A 17519-nucleotide genomic window follows, 5' to 3' on the forward strand; every position below is an offset into this window, starting at 1 on the left:
AAATATCACATATATCAATTGGACGAGTTTTGTTTAAATTTTTACAGCAAAATTTAATCAAGCGTAGGCGTAGCCCGTCGTAGACATCGCAACATGGAAAGAGACATTGCTAAATCAAAGGATGAAATTCCACCTATTTATGTGAGAAAAATCCAGGCAGCTACTGTATCATTATCCAACCACGACTTAGTATATTTTTTTGACATCTATAATTTTTCCTTTTAGCTGTTATGATTCTTTGCCCTGATTCTACCCCTAGCTTGGTTTCTCCCAGCATTAGCGATGATTGCCAACTAGTCGCCCCTTTAAAGCTGGGAATTATGGCTTCTGGGAATGGCAGCAATTTTGATGTAGTTGCCCAAGCTATCCAAGATGGGCGGCTAAACGCCCAAATTCAAGTTTTAATTTACAATAACCCCTCAGCGAAAGCAGCCGTAAAAGCAGCTAATAGAGGTGTAGAAGCTGTTTTATTGAATCACCGCAACTATCAAAATCGAGAAGAGTTTGATGAGAAAATTGTGCAGACATTGCACCACTACGATGTGGAATGGGTGATTTTGGCAGGTTGGATGCGACTAGTAACGTCAGTTTTCATTGATGCCTTTCCTGAGAGGATTATTAATATCCATCCTAGTTTGTTACCTAGTTTCAAAGGAATTCATGCTGTAGAACAAGCCTTGGCATCTGGAGTAAAAATCACTGGGTGTACAGCGCATATAACTTGTTTAGAAATGGACAGTGGCCCAATATTGATCCAAGCCGCAGTACCAGTATTACCGGATGATACAGCAGAAACACTCCACGCCAGGATTCAAATTCAGGAACATCGGATTTTGCCCCTAGCGATCGCTCTGGCAGCCTCTTCGTCAAAAGTTACACTAAGCCTAACGTAAAAATACATGATGTTGTTGGCGATAATAAAAGAACCCTACCCCGCTTTTCGGGGCTACCGTGTATATACAAGTCGTATTACCCCCCTTAATCCCCCCTTGGAAAGGGGGGAAACAGGAAATCTGGTTCCCTCCCCTTTATAAGGGGAGGGTTAGGGTGGGGTAATACGAGAGTCCAAACCCAGGTTCGTAAGATATTTCCGACTTGTGTTGTACACCACCGTAGGCTCTTCCGGGAGGGGAGACAAAGCACAGCTTTGGCGGGGTGGGGTTCTTCGGGTTTAATAAATAATCAAGCGGACATAATATAAAAAGTCATAAATAAACAGCTAACACTCTGTTGCATTTAGGTATGACGAGCAACAACAGTCATGATTTAAACTTCTGTTCTATTTGCAGATATTCAGGAACGCCGACGAGTTCTTGAAAATCTTGAAAGCTAACCAAATCAGGTAATTCAGTGGTGGTTCCTTGTTCTTTTAAATGAAGAAAACAAGCAGTCATTACCTTTGTGACAGCTAGTAAGGCAGTTAGAGGGAAAAACACAATTTTGAAGCCCAACTGTTGTAATTCCGCCACAGAAACTTCAGGAGTTTTACCACCTTCAACGATATTAGCTACTAGTGGCACATCTGGGAAAGCTGCGGCGATCGCTTTTAATTCTTCAATAGACTGGGGAGCCTCTACAAATAGTATATCTGCACCAGCGGCAATGTAAGCTCGACCACGAGCGATCGCTGACTCTAAACCTAGTGACGCACGGACATCAGTGCGAGCAATAATCACCAAACCGCTATCACCCCGCGCCTCCACTGCTGCCCTGATTTTACCAACGTGTTCCGCCTGGGAAATAACTCGTTTGCCCTCAAAGTGGCCACATTTTTTCGGCCATTCTTGGTCTTCTAGTAGTACACCAGCCACCCCCAACTGGACAGCATCCTTAATCGTGCGGACAACATTTAAAGCGTTACCATAACCAGTATCTAAATCTGCAATTAGGGGAATATTCACCGACTGAGCAATTCGTCCCACACTATAGAGCATTTCGGTAGCGGTGACAAAACCGTAGTCTGGTAAACCCAGTGTGGAAGCGGCAATCCCAAAGCCACTTGTAGCCACTACTTCAAAACCTGTCTGTTCGACTAGCTTGGCTCCCAGACAATCGTAAACACCTGGGATGACGATAATTTCAGGACGTGTAAGTAACTGCCGCAGTTTTTGAGAAGAAGACATAAAAAATTCAAAATTCAAAGTTCAAAATTGCAGAAACTTGAGTAGCACCTACGCGCACTCTATGAATTCTCGCTAATAACGGCGGTACTTTTGCTACTCTCCCACAAACCTATTAACCATTAGCTTCAGCAGCTTCATACGCTTGTAGTAGCCTAGCATGATCGAGAGTAAATCCTACTTGCATGGCTATCTGGGCAAATAAATCAATCTCAGACTGTTGCCAATCACGGGGTTCAGAACACTGATGTGCAATTAACAAGCCAAATAGATGCTCATCTTTGATAATGGGTGCTACTAAATTTGCTTTCACAGCAAAGGATTTGAGCAGGCTAATGTGACAATCAGCCAAATCAGACTCATAAATGTTGTTGATTGCAACAACGCGACCAGACTGGTACTTTTCTACATAGCCTTCAGTGAAACAGGAGTCGTGGATTTTAGACCGCAAAACTTTGGGATAACCTGGAACCACTGATTCGGCAATTATAATTCCCAACCAATTAGCGTAAAAGCTATAAACTAGTACTCGGTCAGTACTCAGGGCTTTGCGAACCTCTTCCACAGTGGTTTTGATCACATCATCTTCGTTGAGCGATTGACGAATGCTGCGGGTAATATCCACTAGTAACTGACTTCGCATCCTTTCAGCTTCGATTCGTTGCAGGAGTCTTGCATGGTCGAGAGCAAATCCCACTTGTATAGCTATCTGGGCAAATAAATCAATTTCAGACTGTTGCCAATCACGGGGTCTGGAGCAGTGATGTGCAATCAATAAACCGAATAGCTGTTCATCTTTAATAATCGGGGCTACTAAATTTGCTTTGACACCAAAGGATTCGAGTAAGCTAATGTGACAATCAGCCAAACCAACTTCATAAATGTTGTTTATGGCTAGAACGCGACCAGACTGATACTGTTTTACATAGCCTTCATCAAAACATGGGTCTTGAATTTCAGCTCGCAAAACTTTTGGGTAGGTGAGAACAACTGATTCGGCAATCACAGTTCCAGACCAATCCGGGTTAAAGCTATAAACCATTACTCGGTCAGTACTAAGTATTTTCCGAACCTCTTGTACAGTGGTTTTAAGGACATCCTCTTCGTTGAGCGATTGGCGAATGCTGCCGATAGTATCCGCCAGTAACTGACTTTGCACACCTTCAGCATTGACTCGTTGTAGGAGTCTGGCATGGTCAAGAGCAAATCCCACTTGCATCGCTATCTGGGCAAATAAATCAATCTCAGGCTGTTGCCAATCACGGGGTCTGGAGCATTGATGTGCAATTAATAAGCCAAATAGCTGCTCATCTTTGATAATCGGGGCTACTAAATTTGCTTTGACAGCAAATGATTCAAGTAAGCTAATGTGACAATCAGCCAAATCGGCTTCATAAATATTGTTTGTGGCTACAACACGACCAGACTGATACTTTTCTACATAGCCCTGACCAAAACATGGATCTCGGATTTCAGACCGTAAAACTTTTGGATAAGCTGGAACCACTGATTCGGCAATTATAACTCCAGACCAATTAGCGTTAAAGCTATAAACCAACACTCGGTCAGTACTCAGTATTTTACGAACCTCTTCTACGGTCGTTTTGATCACATCCTCTTCGTTGAGCGATTGGCGAATGCTGCGGGTAATTTCGATAAATACCTGAGCTTTATCTGCCTTCGTATCTACCTGTTTTAGAAGCTTGGCATACTCAAGGGCAAATCCTACTTGCATGGCTATCTGAGCGAACAAATCAATCTCAGACTGCTGCCAAAAGCGAATTCTAGAACACTGATGTGCAATCAATAAACCGAATAGCTGCTTACCTTTGAGAATAGGTGCTACTAAATTAGATTTGACACCAAATTGCTCCAGCAACTCAATATCACCATCATTGAGATCGGACTGATAGATATCATCAATAGCACGGATGCAACCATTCTGGTATTTTTCTATATACCCTGCCTCGAACCAAGGGTCAGAGATTGTAACCCCTAACATTTTCGGTAAACCAGCTGCTACTGATTCTGCCATAAAGGTTCCATTAGTGTTGGAGTTGAAGCAAAAGATGGTTACGCGATCAATGCTTAAAGCTTTACGAATTTCTTCTGATGTAGTTTTGAGAACATCCTCTTCATTGAATGATTCTCGAACCCAGCGGGTAATTTTCATCAATAGTTGCGAGTAATCAGCTTCGGTTTCTTTCTGCTGTACCAAAACCGAAAGCAGCTCTGTGAATAAGTTGATGTTTCTCTCTAACATCACTAATTCATCTTCGCTTGCGATGAAAGTTTTAGTAAACTCACTGTCTGGACGTAGCTTATTTTTGATAATATTAGAAGTGACAGCAGCCTTGCTAACTCGACTAATAGCTCGATTAGCTATAAAAGTTGCGATCGCACCTGCCAAAATTGCTGTTCCCCCCATCCCAGTTAACAAGAGTGACAGTTGTCCCTGTAGAGCAAGTTCAGTTTGTATTGAACTTTTCGCACTCTCTTGTTTGACTTGCGGAATTTGTTTGGTAATTAAATTAATGCCGTAGTAGTAAGTAGCTATTCCAATTGTAACCACAGGAAGGACGCTGATGCTTAGTGCCCAAACTATTGCTTTAGTCTTTAAACTCCATTTTTGTTGCCACAGCCTTTGTTGACGATTTCGTCTTGCTTGAGTTTGAGAAAAAGACTGACTCATAAATGAAACCTGGATTGCTGAAATTCAGAATCAAGTGAATAACCTCACCATCAAATTTTATACAAACCTTATTGAACATAGACTGGCTTTCAAGAGTATTTTCAGGCACTAACCTTCTCCGTCATGTCCGATAATATTTTTGTTGGCTTTAACTTCAAAAAAATCTGATCTTCTGATTAACGGGCTTGTTAACAATCAAATGGCGATCGCTTTGTTTTAATGTCTTATTTTCTCATCAGGTGTTGCGGTTTTCTGGCAAGACAGCCAAACAATCTTTCTTTTTTAACAATATTTATTATACAGACTTCTCACAGTTAGCCTCCCCCGTAAGAAAGGGAAGGAATAATGCGAAAATAAGCCTTTAAGCGCTTGACAGGACAGAAGCTTAGTAATCACCTTGCTGAGGTTTGGGTAGCGGCACGAAGTCCGGGAAGGTTATGAAAGAACGAACCACAGAGACACAGAGAAGCCAGTGCGCCCTTGCGATTCCCCGACTTGTACCCCTGCGGGGAAGCAAGCTACGCGCAGCGTCTCCCTTAGGAGAAGCAACTGGCGCGACACGGAGGAATGAGAGTTTGAGAGGTTTTTTGCGTAAGTCCTATATAAGAAAAATTAAAGCTTTTGTGAATAATCATCCATTCACAAAAGCTTCCCGCTCAGATTCAAGTTCACGAACAGGCGATCGCTTTGCTAGCTTGCTCATTAAAAGCAACACCAATATGAGCGTAAAAATACATAGTTTATTGTTTCTTGCTATAACCATTTTAAAACTTACGCAGAGGAGATAGACAAACGAGACAACCTCGTTAAGAGCCTCTGGCTGGAAATGCTCTTCAATTGCGGCTCTGCCGCTAGTACCGCAAGGCGGAAGTCAAAAGTCAAAAGTCAAAAGTCAAAAGTATTATGGAATGGGCTTTTTAGGGATTTTAAATGGTTGCTCTATTTACGCCGTGGCGTACTAGTCTTGAGGCAGCAGCTCCTCATTAGGCATTCCCAGTCTGAGACTCTTAACGAGATAACGAGATAATATATAAGTAAAATTGAAGCTGTAGTTAACACAACTTCTTCTGTAGTTATGAATGCTTGCCTACGCACTAATTCCTACAAGCTCAAAATTTATTTTTTAATTGCCGACAATTGCGACATTTTCCAGAAATAGCTAGAAATCCAATTGGTAATAATGTGAGCGACAATCGGCACTAATAAGTTGCCTGTGAGCAAGGCGCTATATGCCAATATCATCCCGACAATTGTTGCCCAAATCACATAAGGCCATTGTTGGGAACCGCTGAGATGCAAGATACCAAAGCAAAGACTGGATAAAATTACAGCTGTAAGATCAGAGCCTAAAGCTGGCAGCATCACACCTCTAAATAATAATTCTTCACTCAACCCCGGTAGTAACCCCAGCCAAATTAAATCTGGTAAGGCTAAGGGTTTCAGTACCACTTCTAGGTAATAATCTGCACTTTTACGATAGGCAGTCCAAAAGCGATAAATTAAGCCACTTAATGCGGTGATGACGAACCCTAACCCTACACCCAACAGTAATTCTCTTTGGTTCAAGTCCCAAGAAAATAGGGAAAAGTTGCCCAAGTGCAACGAAACTTTGGCGACTATCAACAAAATGATTGCAGTCGCTCCCATCGCCCCAAGTACTTGGATGCGCGTCAGGTATGGAATTTCTGGCTCTTGTTTGTGTTGTTCAACCACGGGTTTTTAAGGGGAGTGGGGCATACTTCGACTGCGCTCAGTAACCAGGGGGGCAGGGGGAGAAATAACTTATAATTTTTAACCTGTAGAGACGCGATTAATTGCGTCTCTCCAAACTCCTAACTCCTGTACGCGATTAATCGCGTCTCCTAACTACTGGCTGCAAAGGTAATAAATTGGGACGGAGAGCAGAGGGATTGACGCCTGCTTTGTGTGCTGCTAATACACCCACTGCTTCTAAATATGAGTTTACCTGTATAGTTTTGATCCCCAAGGGTTGGGGAGGAACTTTGATAAGGGTTTTATTTTCTTCTACTGTAATTATTTGGCATCGTCTTTGGCTTAAACTCAGTAAGGCACTGCTACCACAAGCAGTTGCAGGTACGATCGCAGCATCCACTTGATCTGCCCAAATATCTTCTTGCTCTGATGGGATCAGTCTTTTCTCTATTATAAATTGTGGGGCATGACTTAATCCTACAAGGACACACGGCAAAAAGGTATAGCCCAATTCTTCAGCGGCGGAACGGGGAGATAAATCAGGTTGTGGAGGTTCGCTCAAAAGGGCAGGAGAATGGGCGCAAGGAATTTGAAAGGTTCGCACTAACAAATGGCTAATTACGGCTTCTGCACCCGCTAAAGGATCGACGCCTTCACCGTGGCGGTATTTCTGTACTGCTTCCTCATCCATATCATCGGGGAAACGGGCAACAACTGCGATCGCTTCTGCTCCCGCTTTCTTAATTAATATCTCAGCTGCCCGTAATAAGCTATCCGGGTTGCCAATTGTTCCCCAACTAGCTCCCGATGCTGTACTCCGTAATTCTACATTTAATGCTGCATCAGTAATTACATAATCTGTTAAGGTCAATCCCAAAGTTGCTCTAGCTGCATCTGCTGCTTGTATATGTCGTAGTCGCAACTCTGGCTCAATGGCTTGGTCTAAAAGCAAACCTACTTTGTTGGTGCGGACTGGATGTAAGCCCCAGCATCCAGAAGCAAATTTGTCAAGCCCGTAACCTTCAACATAGAAAGCGTTTGGGAGATTCCAGTACAAACTTGCGCCATTAAGGACATTGGGGTGAGTAATTAGGCGATCGCAAACCTGTGCTATAACTTTGGCAACAGGTAAAGCATCTCCGGCATAACCCCCAATGGCAGCCCCAACGCCAGTTGGTACAATTAAGATAGCTGTGTATGGACGATTCATCTTATAGTTATCAGTACCCAGTTATGAGTTATGAGTAAAAATTATAATTACTTCTCACTCTCCAGGGCTATTTCGTTCTAGACATGAACCGCCCAGAACTAAAGTTCCGCACCTCATAACTAAAGTCCGTTTTAAGGGACTATAACCTTTTCTCAGTCGTCTTTAGACGACTTTCGCTATTAGACTCAGAATTCATTCTGAGGCGGGCTAGATGAAAATGAAATAGTCTTTGCCCACTCTCAACTATCAACTTCTAACTCAGCACTCACTACTAAAGACTGGGTATTCTTTGTCACCACGGCTTCAACTATAGCTTTTTGTTTGTCAACGTCCACAGAGGTAACTGCCCAACGGAGGGGTTCCCCTTGTTTATTCAACTCTGTTTCAATTACTTTTAGTAATTCTGCGGGAGTTTCTTGTAAATCAATTTCTGCGGTAATAAAATGAGTCGTCATCTTGGTAAATCCTGTTGATTTGTAGTTTCTAGAATAGCTGATATCAGTTGCTCTGAAAAACTTATGTTATTTATCAGATTTGGTAATGTTAAGTGAACAGTTATCAATAATCAATCCCGATACTGATAACTATCTACTGATTATTGGTCTTTGCCAAATTGTAACTGATAAAGTACATCTTCTTTTTCAGTCTGAACTTTCAAATCAGAAAGGGGTTTGGCAATACAAAGCAATACGTAACCTTGCTTTTGCAAATCTGGACTAACGCCCATACCGTCAGTTTGATCCACAGTTCCCTCACTTATTTGACCGGCGCAAGTTGTGCAAACACCTGCATGACAGGAACTCGGCAAATCCAAACCAGCAGCATCGGCAACTGATAAGATTGTTTCATCTTCAGGAACTTGCAAGGTATGAATTTCGCCTTGGTGATGAATTTCTACGGTGTAACTTTTGGGCATATACAAAGAAAGGTGATGCAACGAACAAATTTATTATTTTATCTGAATTAGTTAAAAATATCTAGATACTAGCATAAAAGTTTAGGTTAAATCCTGAGATTATAGTCACTAATTCTGAACAATTTTTAGAGGATGTTTGAAAAATCATGAATGATGTATCAAATATTTTTTACCCCACCCTAACCCTCACGCCACTTGCTCCACTTGGGGAAACCCCAAGACCGCAGTGGCTCCCCTTATAAAGGGGAGGGAACCGGATTTTCTTATTTCCCCCCTTTATAAGGGGGGATTAAGGGGGGTAATAATTCAATTAAAATCACAACATACCATTTTTCAAACAACCTCTTAGACTAGTAGCATTAATTACTATAATTAGAATTATTAGTTAAATTTATTACAAATATATATGCGCGATCACGTTTCTTTAGAGACTGTATCTGTAAGTCTGCCTTTTGGCATTGGTTCGATGTCGTGGAAAGTTGACACTACACAAAAGAAGGCGGCTTGGTCGCTTTATGTGGAATTGGTGACGCGCATTGCTGTGCAACCATTAGAAGTTGACCAGGGTTTGGTACGGGAAGCGATGAACTCTCTTTATAGTTTATTTGGCACAACCCGCGAAGTTCTCAAAGCAGCCGGGCCGGATGTGGGTGCTTCTCGTGATTCAGTGGGGGGAATTGCGATCGCAGTGTTGAATAATGGGTTAAGGCCGTTTTTGGCTAAATGGCATCCGTTGTTGCAAGCGTGGGAAGCTAGACGACCTGTAGGGATGAGTCCTAAAGAACATGAGCAGAGTTGGTCGGAGGAACCCAAGTTGCGAAGTGAGTTGGAAGCTTTGCGCGGTGGGTTGGAAGATTACGCCAAGGCTTTGGCAAAAATTGCTGGTGTGGAGGAGTAACCTATGGAAAAGTTTGATGTTTTTCTTTGTCACAACAGCAAGGATAAGCCTGCGGTTATCCTAGTTGCCGAACAGCTAAAGCAACGCGGAATTTCACCCTGGTTGGATATTTGGCATTTACGCCCTGGTTTGTCTTGGCAAAATTCTTTAGAAGAACAAATAGACCAGATTCGAGCAGCAGCTATTTTTGTAGGTAATTCAGGATTCGGCCCTTGGCAAGATCAAGAAATCAATGCTTTTTTGCGGGAATTTGTTTATAGAAAATGTCCAGTCATTCCTGTACTTTTACAAGATGCGCCACAAGAGCCAAAACTACCTGTATTTTTGAGAGGTTTAGTGTGGGTAGATTTCAGTTTACAGTATCCTGAACCGATGGAACAGTTGATTTGGGGTATTACTGGGGAAAAGCTGGAGACAACCCCCATAATTCAGCCGACAACGCCTAAAACAGATAACCTGGACTCAGAAAAAAACTACACAATACCGCGCGAGCCACCACCTAACCCGCCTCAAGAAAACCTACAAACCGAAACTAAAATAACAAGTACACCGACCCCAACTAGTCTGCCATTAAACACAGCCAGGAGACCATTTTTGAAATGGGCGGGTTGGGGAAGTGTAGGCTTAGTAACATCAGTGGTAGGTCGAGAGATTTTGATCAAACTAAATCAGTCTACTGAATGCATCTCACTTGAATCTGAAAGAGGCATTGACTATACTAAGCTATGTAATCTGCTCGACAACAAAAAATGGAAAGAAGCGGATAGTGAGACTTATAAGGTGATGAACAAAGCTCTTAACGAAAGATGGAGCAGCGAAACATTATTAAACTTCCCCTGCAAAGACTTACGCACAATTGACAGCTTGTGGGTAAAATACAGCAATGGACACTTTGGCTTCAGCGTCCAGAAGAAAATTTACTTGAGCGTGGGCGGTAAAGCTGACGGCGAGTATTACCAAGAAGTCTGGGATAAGTTTGGCGATCGCGTAGGATGGAGAGTAAATAGTAGTTGGATATATTACAAGAACGTAACTTTTGACACCTCAGCACTTAAGGGACACCTCCCCGTGGGTGAACAGCGTATAGGAATGTTCTCTTCTCTCGCATCGAGACTTGTAAACTGTAACATCTAAGGCTTTCGGATATTTATAAAGATTTATTACAAGCCCCGAATGCACGGTAGAATCAACATTTCATAATTCCAATACCTGGCACTGCGCCTGAATAAATTTTTCTGCTACCTCATGCACCTCAGTGTCTTCAGTTACTCTCTGCTTGTCCCAAGGTAAACTCATCTGTCCCGGTGACTTCTTCTTACCTTTATTCTTCAAAGAAGGTAAAAAACGACTACCCCAATGATTCCTTCTCTCTGGCTTCGGCTTTGGGCGATATTTCTTACAAAACTGGCGATATCTAGCCGCACATTCTGACAACGTTCTCCCCAATTGCAAAAACGCCGGATGCCATTGAGTAATACCATCACTACTCAAACGGTCATGAGTGCCGTAATTGCTGAAGTCGTAGAAAAAACCCTGCTGTATTCCTGCTGCTTTCGGGTTAGCGTGGATATATCGCAGAGTGTTTAAGGCACGGCGTTGGTCTGTATTGGCAAAACCTGTACTGTGGTAGCGCTTTTCCCAAAAATGCCCAGTGCGGTTGAGCATTCGGTTAAAACACATAGCAGTATACCAATTCAACCAGTGCATAATTTTCGGTAAATCTTCCGGCTGTTTGGGTTCTAATAGATAATGCACATGATTGCTCATAATGCACAATGCATAAAGCTTAAATTGATATTTTTCCTGTGCCTTCTTGATGGCATACAGAAAAACTTCACGGCATTCTAACCGCGTTAGACGAAATTCGCGGTTATTGCAGCGAGTTGTAATGTGATAGCAAAAGCCAGATTGAAAATTGCGTTTTGGGCGAGCCATAAAAAAATCGCTAAAATACCATGCTTGCTATAATGCACTCACCAACAAACTTTTGAGAAAATGTTATAACTTTAACTCTTAAGGTTAGAACATCAAGCCTTAAGATCATAATATTAAGCCTTAAAGCTAGAACATGAAGGCTTAAGGTTACAACATTAAGCTTTAGAGCTACAACATTAAGCCTTAAAGCTAGAACATTAAGCCTTGAGGTTACGACATTAAGGCTTAAGATTAAAGCGATTCGCTCTTGACTATAGCGGTTCTCAATTGCATAGAATACAGTCCATTTGTAGGGGCACAGTAATGCTCATGCGTGTCAACTTAATGTGAAACCCTTGTCAAGACGTGATATTGAGTTCTCTAGCTTCCCATCACGATCCGCGTCACCCCACCCTAACCCTCCCCTTGTAAAGGGGAGGGAACTAAATTTCCTTGTTTCCCCCCTTTATAAGGGGGGATTAAGGGGGGTAAAAGGCCTGTGGGACACGCATTTGAGCTTAAGTTGACACCAATGAGCAATGCTGTGCCATATTGTGTATTGCATCCATAGACGCGTAGCGGCTTAAGAGGTTGTTTGAAAAGTCATGATTGATGTATCAAATATTTATTACCCCACCCTAACCCTCCCCTTTATAAGGGGAGGGAACCGGATTTTCTTATTTCCCCCCTTTATAAGGGGGGATTAAGGGGGGTAATAACTCGATTAAAATCACAACATACCACTTTTCAAACAACCTCTAAGGCAGGGTATCAATAACCGCTATAGAAGTAAAAGTGCGTAGTTTACCGCACTTCTCTACGAGACGCTGCGCGAACGACAGGCTCAGTGACCACCGTAGGCATCGCTTTTGCAACAACATTGTAGTTTTCGTACAACTTAAACATAATATTATTTCACTGAAAATCAACCTTTCGTGATTAAATTCCGAGAAATTACTGGCATAAATAAAAACTTTTGTTCATAAAAATGCGCTTTTTGCTGAACCAGAATACAAGTCAATTAAGACAAAATAGTTCTGTAGAGCTATTAAAGGTGTAAAATTGTGCCTCGAACAAAACGTAGTTCCCGGATTTTAGAAAAAGCTGAGTTTAGAGTTGCCGGACTGAAAGCTATCGATCCAAATATCAATTTTGATGATACTTACAGCTTGCAACACCTGAGTCAATTAATAGAGCAGTTTCACAATATGCTTAATGATTATAATGCTGCTATAGCTATGATTGACTCTTCTAGAAAAAAGCTGGATGAGATAGAAAAAACCTTAAGTCAGGTTTCAGACAAAATGCTGGTGGGGGTTGGTTTTAAGTACGGCAAAAACAGCGATGAATATGAACTTGCAGGTGGCGTTCGAGACAGCGAACGCATCCGTAAAAGCAGATTGACACGCTTGAAAGGTAACACAGATAAAATATCAAATAAAAATGCAATAACCGCTTAGTACCCTTGCGCGGAAGTTTAAGCGACTAAAGTTAAGTGTATTTTGGGCGAGGCATGAAAAATTAAAAGTAATGAGCCGAAGGTGACATTCAAGGTGTCTAGATCCCCGACTTCTCAAAGAAATCGGGGATCTATTGTCTCACGAATGATTCAGAACTGCTATATAATAAAACTTTGCATTAACCCAGAACTTCCGCAATCTGAAAATTGAATGACCAGAAAAAAAAATACAAAGCAACTAAATTTATTTATGGGGTTCTTAATCTTAATTTTGACTTTTGACTTTTGACTTTTGACTTACCCAAAGGGGTTGACCCGGTTTATACATGATAAATTTGCTAAAGACTATCTAGAAGAGTTATTAAAAGATTACGGAGAAGTCAAAGCATCAGAAAAAGTTGCAGGAGAGATTAAATAAATAGATGTTTTATTTACTCCTGCCAAACAGCAAAACTCTAATTTACAAATACTCGGTTTGTTAGGAAGATTGGCTGAATATCCTGCAATAATAGAACCCTTCCGCAATCCAGCTTCTACCGATGAAATCTGCGACTGTATTCTAAAATTATTAGAAGTCAAGGCTTTATTGCGACGAGAAGCTAAAGCCAATAAAACCAAACTTCAGGACTCAGATATTCCCAAATTGTGGATTCTTACACCTACCATATCTGAAACTAGATTGTCTAGCTTTGGAACTATGCAAAAAGAAGGTTGGTTGTCGGGAGTACATTTTCTACCAGATGCCTTGCGGACAGCAATTGTGGCGATACACCAACTACCGCAAATACCAGAGACTTTGTGGTTGAGGCTTCTGGGTAGGGGAAGTGTGCAATCACAAGCGATTATCGAATTGCAAGCGTTACCATTAGATCATCCATACCAGAAAGTAACTCTAGAATTAGTTTACAACTTGCGCGAAAACTTGAGAGTAAATCAAGAATTAGAAGCAGATGATCGGGAGTTAATTATGCGACTAGAACCACTTTATCAAAGAGATAGAGAACAAGCCAAAGAAGAGGGAAGGCAAGAGGGAAAACAAAAAGGAGAACAAGACTTAATACTGCGTCTACTAAATCGCCGTATTGGTGAAATTGATGCCTCATTAATCGAGCGAATTAAAGGCTTATCCATTGAAAAATTAGAAAATTTAGGAGAAGCATTGCTAGACTTTTCTAGTGTTGCTGATTTAGAAACTTGGTTAAACCAACAATCAATCTAACTCATTTCGATTGATAATGAGTTAATAATGCGACTAAAACCACTTTATCAAAGAGACAGAGAACAAGCTGTACAGGAAGCAAAAAAACAAGGAGAACAACGTTTAGTTTTACGCTTACTCAATCGCCGCATTGGTGAGATTAATTCATCATTAATCGAGCAAATTCAAGACTTATCGATTGAGCAATTAGAAAATTTAGGAGAAGCATTGCTAGACTTTTCTAGTGTTGCTGATTTAGAAACTTGGTTAAACCAACAATAAGGATATAGCCATTTTCAATCCGGTGAGATACAGGTATGCAAATAGACCTAACCCCCTAACCCCTTTCCCGAAGCGGGAAGTGGGAAAAATTCAAAGCCTCTCTTCTTTTAGGAGAGAGCAATGGAAGTGAAGTACAATTTTTACCTGACTCGATCAAGAACCGCTATAAATCATTAATAGATTAATTAATTTATAACCAAGTCGGATTCTACAGCTACACTAAACAGGGTTGCTCGTATACTATAAAAGTTTAAAGATATTTGCTTGACGAAAACTAAACTTTCAGTATAAAAAAGATTTGCAAACAACCGATTACTCATAAAGCTTTCAGCTATAAAAATCAGGTAAACTTTTATAGCTAAAAATTGCCTAAAAATATTTCATAATTAAATGGAGAACATCCCAATGGAGAACACAGAAATGCTAGAACAATACCGTAAGCATGTTGCGGAACGCGCCGGACTCGGTATTCCGCCTTTACCATTGGATGCGAAGCAAACCTCAGAATTATGTGAATTACTGAAAAATCCGCCAAAGGGTCAAGAGGATATATTATTGCATCTATTGAGTGATCGCGTTTCTCCTGGTGTTGATCCAGCAGCTTATGTCAAAGCTGGATTTCTCACCGCCATTGCCAAAAAGGAAATCACCAGTCCCTTGGTTTCGCGGATAGAAGCAGTGCAATTGCTAGGGACGATGGTAGGTGGTTACAATGTGCAATCTTTAATCGATTTGCTGCAATTCCCCACCGTATCCCTCTCAGACTCATCTGAAACGCCTCTGGTGATGGGTGGACAAGGAAAGGAACCCATCGCCGCCTACGCCGCCAACGCCTTAAGCAAAATCCTCTTGGTGTACGACGCGTACCACGATGTTTTAGAGTTGTCGAAAACCAATCCTTTCGCCAAGCGGGTAATTGACTCTTGGGCGGAAGCTGAATGGTTTACTATTCGTCCCACAGTACCAGAAGCTATCACTGTCACCGTTTTTAAAGTCCCTGGCGAAACCAACACCGACGACTTATCCCCCGCCCAAAGTGCCACAACTCGCCCAGATATTCCCTTACACGCCTTAGTGATGTTAGAGTCACGGCAACCGGGAAGTTTGAAAACCATTGCCGAACTGAAGAAAAAAGGGCATCCTGTAGCTTATGTGGGAGATGTCGTTGGTACAGGTTCCTCGCGTAAATCTGCCATCAACTCGGTATTGTGGCACATGGGAAATAATATACCTTTTGTGCCAAACAAACGCGCTGGGGGTTATGTTTTAGGTGGTGCGATCGCGCCAATCTTCTTTAACACAGCTGAAGATGCCGGTGCTTTGCCTATTCAGTGCGATGTCAGCAAACTAGAAACTGGCATGATGATTACCATCCATCCCTACAAAGGCGAAATCACCAATGAAGCAGGCGAAATCATTTCCACCTTCGCCCTCAAACCTGACACCATCCTCAATGAAGTCCGCGCCGGTGGACGCATCCCCCTACTTATCGGACGTACCCTCACCGACAAAACTCGTCTTGCGCTTGGTTTAGAACCCAGCACCATTTTCACCCGTCCCCAGCAAGCCTCTGATACAGGGAAAGGCTACACCTTAGCACAAAAAATGGTAGGTAAAGCTTGCGGATTACCTGGTGTGCGTCCCGGCACATCCTGCGAACCCATCATTACTACCGTTGGTTCCCAGGATACCACAGGCCCCATGACCCGCGACGAATTGAAAGAACTCGCCTGTCTTGGTTTCAGTGCAGACTTAGTGATTCAGAGTTTCTGCCACACTGCTGCTTATCCCAAACCAGTAGACATCAAAACCCATCACGAACTCCCCGACTTTTTTGCTTCTCGTGGCGGTGTTGCCCTCCGCCCCGGTGATGGTATCATCCACTCTTGGTTAAACCGGATGCTGCTACCCGACACCGTGGGAACTGGCGGCGACTCGCACACCCGCTTCCCCTTGGGTATTTCCTTCGCCGCCGGTTCGGGATTAGTGGCATTTGCAGCGGCTTTGGGTGTCATGCCTTTAGATATGCCAGAGTCAGTTTTGGTAAGATTTAAAGGTGAATTGCAACCAGGTATCACCCTGCGGGATGTCGTAAATGCCATTCCCTACGTGGCAATTCAAAAAGGTTTGTTGACAGCAGAGAAGCAAAATAAGAAAAACGTTTTCTCCGGGCGAATTTTAGAAATAGAAGGTTTGCCAGATTTAAAAGTAGAACAAGCCTTTGAACTCACCGATGCTAGTGCCGAGCGTTCTTGTGCCGGATGTACAATTAAGCTGAGTGTAGAGACAATTTCGGAATATCTGCGTTCTAACGTAGCGCTGCTGAAAAATATGATAGCACGGGGCTATGATGATCCGCGTACCATGCTGCGCCGTGTAGCAAAGATGGAAGAATGGTTAGCAAATCCTGTGTTATTAGAAGGCGATGCTGATGCGGAGTATGCCGAAATAATTGAAATTGATTTGAACGAAATCAAAGAACCAATTGTTGCTGCTCCCAATGACCCCGATAATGTTAAGTTATTATCGGAAGTTGCTAATGATCCAGTGCAAGAAGTATTCGTCGGTTCTTGTATGACGAATATCGGTCATTATCGGGCAACAGCGAAAGTTTTGGAAGGTGCAGGTGAAGTTAAAACTCGCCTGTGGATTGCACCACCAACGCGCATGGATGAACACCAACTTAAAGAAGAAGGTGTGTATAGCGTTTTTGGGGCTGCGGGTGCTAGAACAGAAATGCCAGGATGCAGTTTGTGTATGGGTAATCAGGCGCGAGTTGCTGATGGCACAACAGTGTTTTCTACGTCTACCCGCAACTTCAATAATCGCATGGGTAAAGATGCGCGAGTGTATCTTGGTTCAGCGGAATTAGCCGCAGTTTGTGCGCTGCTGGGACGGCTTCCGACAGTGCAGGAATATTTGGATATTGTGGCGAAGAGAATTCATCCTTTTGCTGATGATTTGTATCGGTATTTGAACTTTGATCAAATCGCCGGTTTTGAGGATGAAGGGCGCGTGATTCCGTTGGAAGATATGCCGAAGCTTGAGGATATTTTGGGTATGCCAGCTAGTAGTTTGCGTTAGTAAATATAGTAGGGTGGGCAATGCCCACCTAGT

Annotated in this window: 12 protein-coding genes and 2 pseudogenes; 7 read left to right on the forward strand and 7 right to left on the reverse strand. The window is 42.4% G+C overall.

Annotated features, from left to right (window positions below):
- Nucleotides 1–230 precede the first annotated feature (230 nt).
- A complete protein-coding gene (purN, locus tag V7K49_RS08240) occupies nucleotides 231–893 on the forward strand; it encodes a phosphoribosylglycinamide formyltransferase (RefSeq protein ID WP_335205172.1) in 663 nt (220 codons plus the stop codon).
- 366 nt (nucleotides 894–1259) lie between these two features.
- On the opposite strand, the gene V7K49_RS08245 is transcribed toward purN, so the two are convergent.
- The 6 genes from V7K49_RS08245 to V7K49_RS08270 all read right to left on the reverse strand — a co-directional run bounded on the left by V7K49_RS08245 (nucleotide 1260) and on the right by V7K49_RS08270 (nucleotide 8651).
- Nucleotides 1260–2123, reverse strand: a complete 864-nt coding sequence (locus V7K49_RS08245) for an isocitrate lyase/PEP mutase family protein (protein ID WP_335205173.1) — start codon at nucleotides 2121–2123, stop codon at nucleotides 1260–1262.
- A 112-nt stretch (nucleotides 2124–2235) separates the two neighbouring features.
- A complete protein-coding gene (locus V7K49_RS08250) occupies nucleotides 2236–4812 on the reverse strand; it encodes a GAF domain-containing protein (protein ID WP_335205174.1) in 2577 nt (858 codons plus the stop codon).
- Between the two features lie 1116 nt (nucleotides 4813–5928).
- Nucleotides 5929–6525 (reverse strand): CPBP family intramembrane glutamic endopeptidase, encoded by a 597-nt coding sequence (locus V7K49_RS08255; RefSeq protein WP_335205175.1) that lies wholly within the window; start codon nucleotides 6523–6525, stop codon nucleotides 5929–5931.
- Nucleotides 6526–6661: 136 nt separating this feature from the next.
- Nucleotides 6662–7735, reverse strand: coding sequence for a DUF3326 domain-containing protein (locus V7K49_RS08260; RefSeq protein WP_335205176.1), 1074 nt, complete (start codon nucleotides 7733–7735; stop codon nucleotides 6662–6664).
- Nucleotides 7736–7974: 239 nt separating this feature from the next.
- Nucleotides 7975–8190, reverse strand: a complete 216-nt coding sequence (locus V7K49_RS08265; RefSeq protein WP_335205177.1) for a hypothetical protein — start codon at nucleotides 8188–8190, stop codon at nucleotides 7975–7977.
- A gap of 140 nt (nucleotides 8191–8330) precedes the next feature.
- Complete coding sequence (locus tag V7K49_RS08270; RefSeq protein ID WP_335113230.1) at nucleotides 8331–8651, reverse strand: 2Fe-2S iron-sulfur cluster-binding protein; 321 nt, start codon at nucleotides 8649–8651, stop codon at nucleotides 8331–8333.
- 406 nt (nucleotides 8652–9057) lie between these two features.
- Between V7K49_RS08270 and V7K49_RS08275 the strand changes: the two genes are divergently transcribed.
- Complete coding sequence (locus V7K49_RS08275) at nucleotides 9058–9549, forward strand: hypothetical protein (protein WP_335205178.1); 492 nt, start codon at nucleotides 9058–9060, stop codon at nucleotides 9547–9549.
- Between the two features lie 3 nt (nucleotides 9550–9552).
- Nucleotides 9553–10683 (forward strand): GUN4 domain-containing protein, encoded by a 1131-nt coding sequence (locus V7K49_RS08280; RefSeq protein ID WP_335205179.1) that lies wholly within the window; start codon nucleotides 9553–9555, stop codon nucleotides 10681–10683.
- A gap of 60 nt (nucleotides 10684–10743) precedes the next feature.
- Here the strand turns inward: V7K49_RS08280 and V7K49_RS08285 are convergent, their stop codons facing one another.
- A complete protein-coding gene (locus V7K49_RS08285; RefSeq protein ID WP_335205180.1) occupies nucleotides 10744–11484 on the reverse strand; it encodes a transposase in 741 nt (246 codons plus the stop codon).
- Nucleotides 11485–12527: 1043 nt separating this feature from the next.
- Between V7K49_RS08285 and V7K49_RS08290 the strand changes: the two genes are divergently transcribed.
- From V7K49_RS08290 to acnB, 4 genes and pseudogenes are all read left to right on the forward strand, one after another.
- The gene (locus tag V7K49_RS08290) at nucleotides 12528–12923 is read left to right on the forward strand and encodes a hypothetical protein (RefSeq protein WP_334871642.1); all 396 of its coding nucleotides are present in this window, start codon (nucleotides 12528–12530) and stop codon (nucleotides 12921–12923) included.
- A gap of 309 nt (nucleotides 12924–13232) precedes the next feature.
- Nucleotides 13233–14141 (forward strand): annotated as a pseudogene (locus V7K49_RS08295) (DUF4351 domain-containing protein).
- A gap of 12 nt (nucleotides 14142–14153) precedes the next feature.
- A pseudogene (locus tag V7K49_RS08300) lies at nucleotides 14154–14402 on the forward strand (DUF4351 domain-containing protein); the annotation flags it as partial.
- Between the two features lie 420 nt (nucleotides 14403–14822).
- Nucleotides 14823–17486: a bifunctional aconitate hydratase 2/2-methylisocitrate dehydratase gene (acnB, locus tag V7K49_RS08305; RefSeq protein ID WP_335205206.1), complete on the forward strand. Its 2664-nt coding sequence runs from the start codon at nucleotides 14823–14825 to the stop codon at nucleotides 17484–17486.
- The last annotated feature ends 33 nt before the right edge of the window (nucleotides 17487–17519 follow it).

Origin of the sequence: Nostoc sp., assembly GCF_036919675.1 — a bacterium.
Classification (GTDB): Bacteria; Cyanobacteriota; Cyanobacteriia; order Cyanobacteriales; family Nostocaceae; genus Nostoc.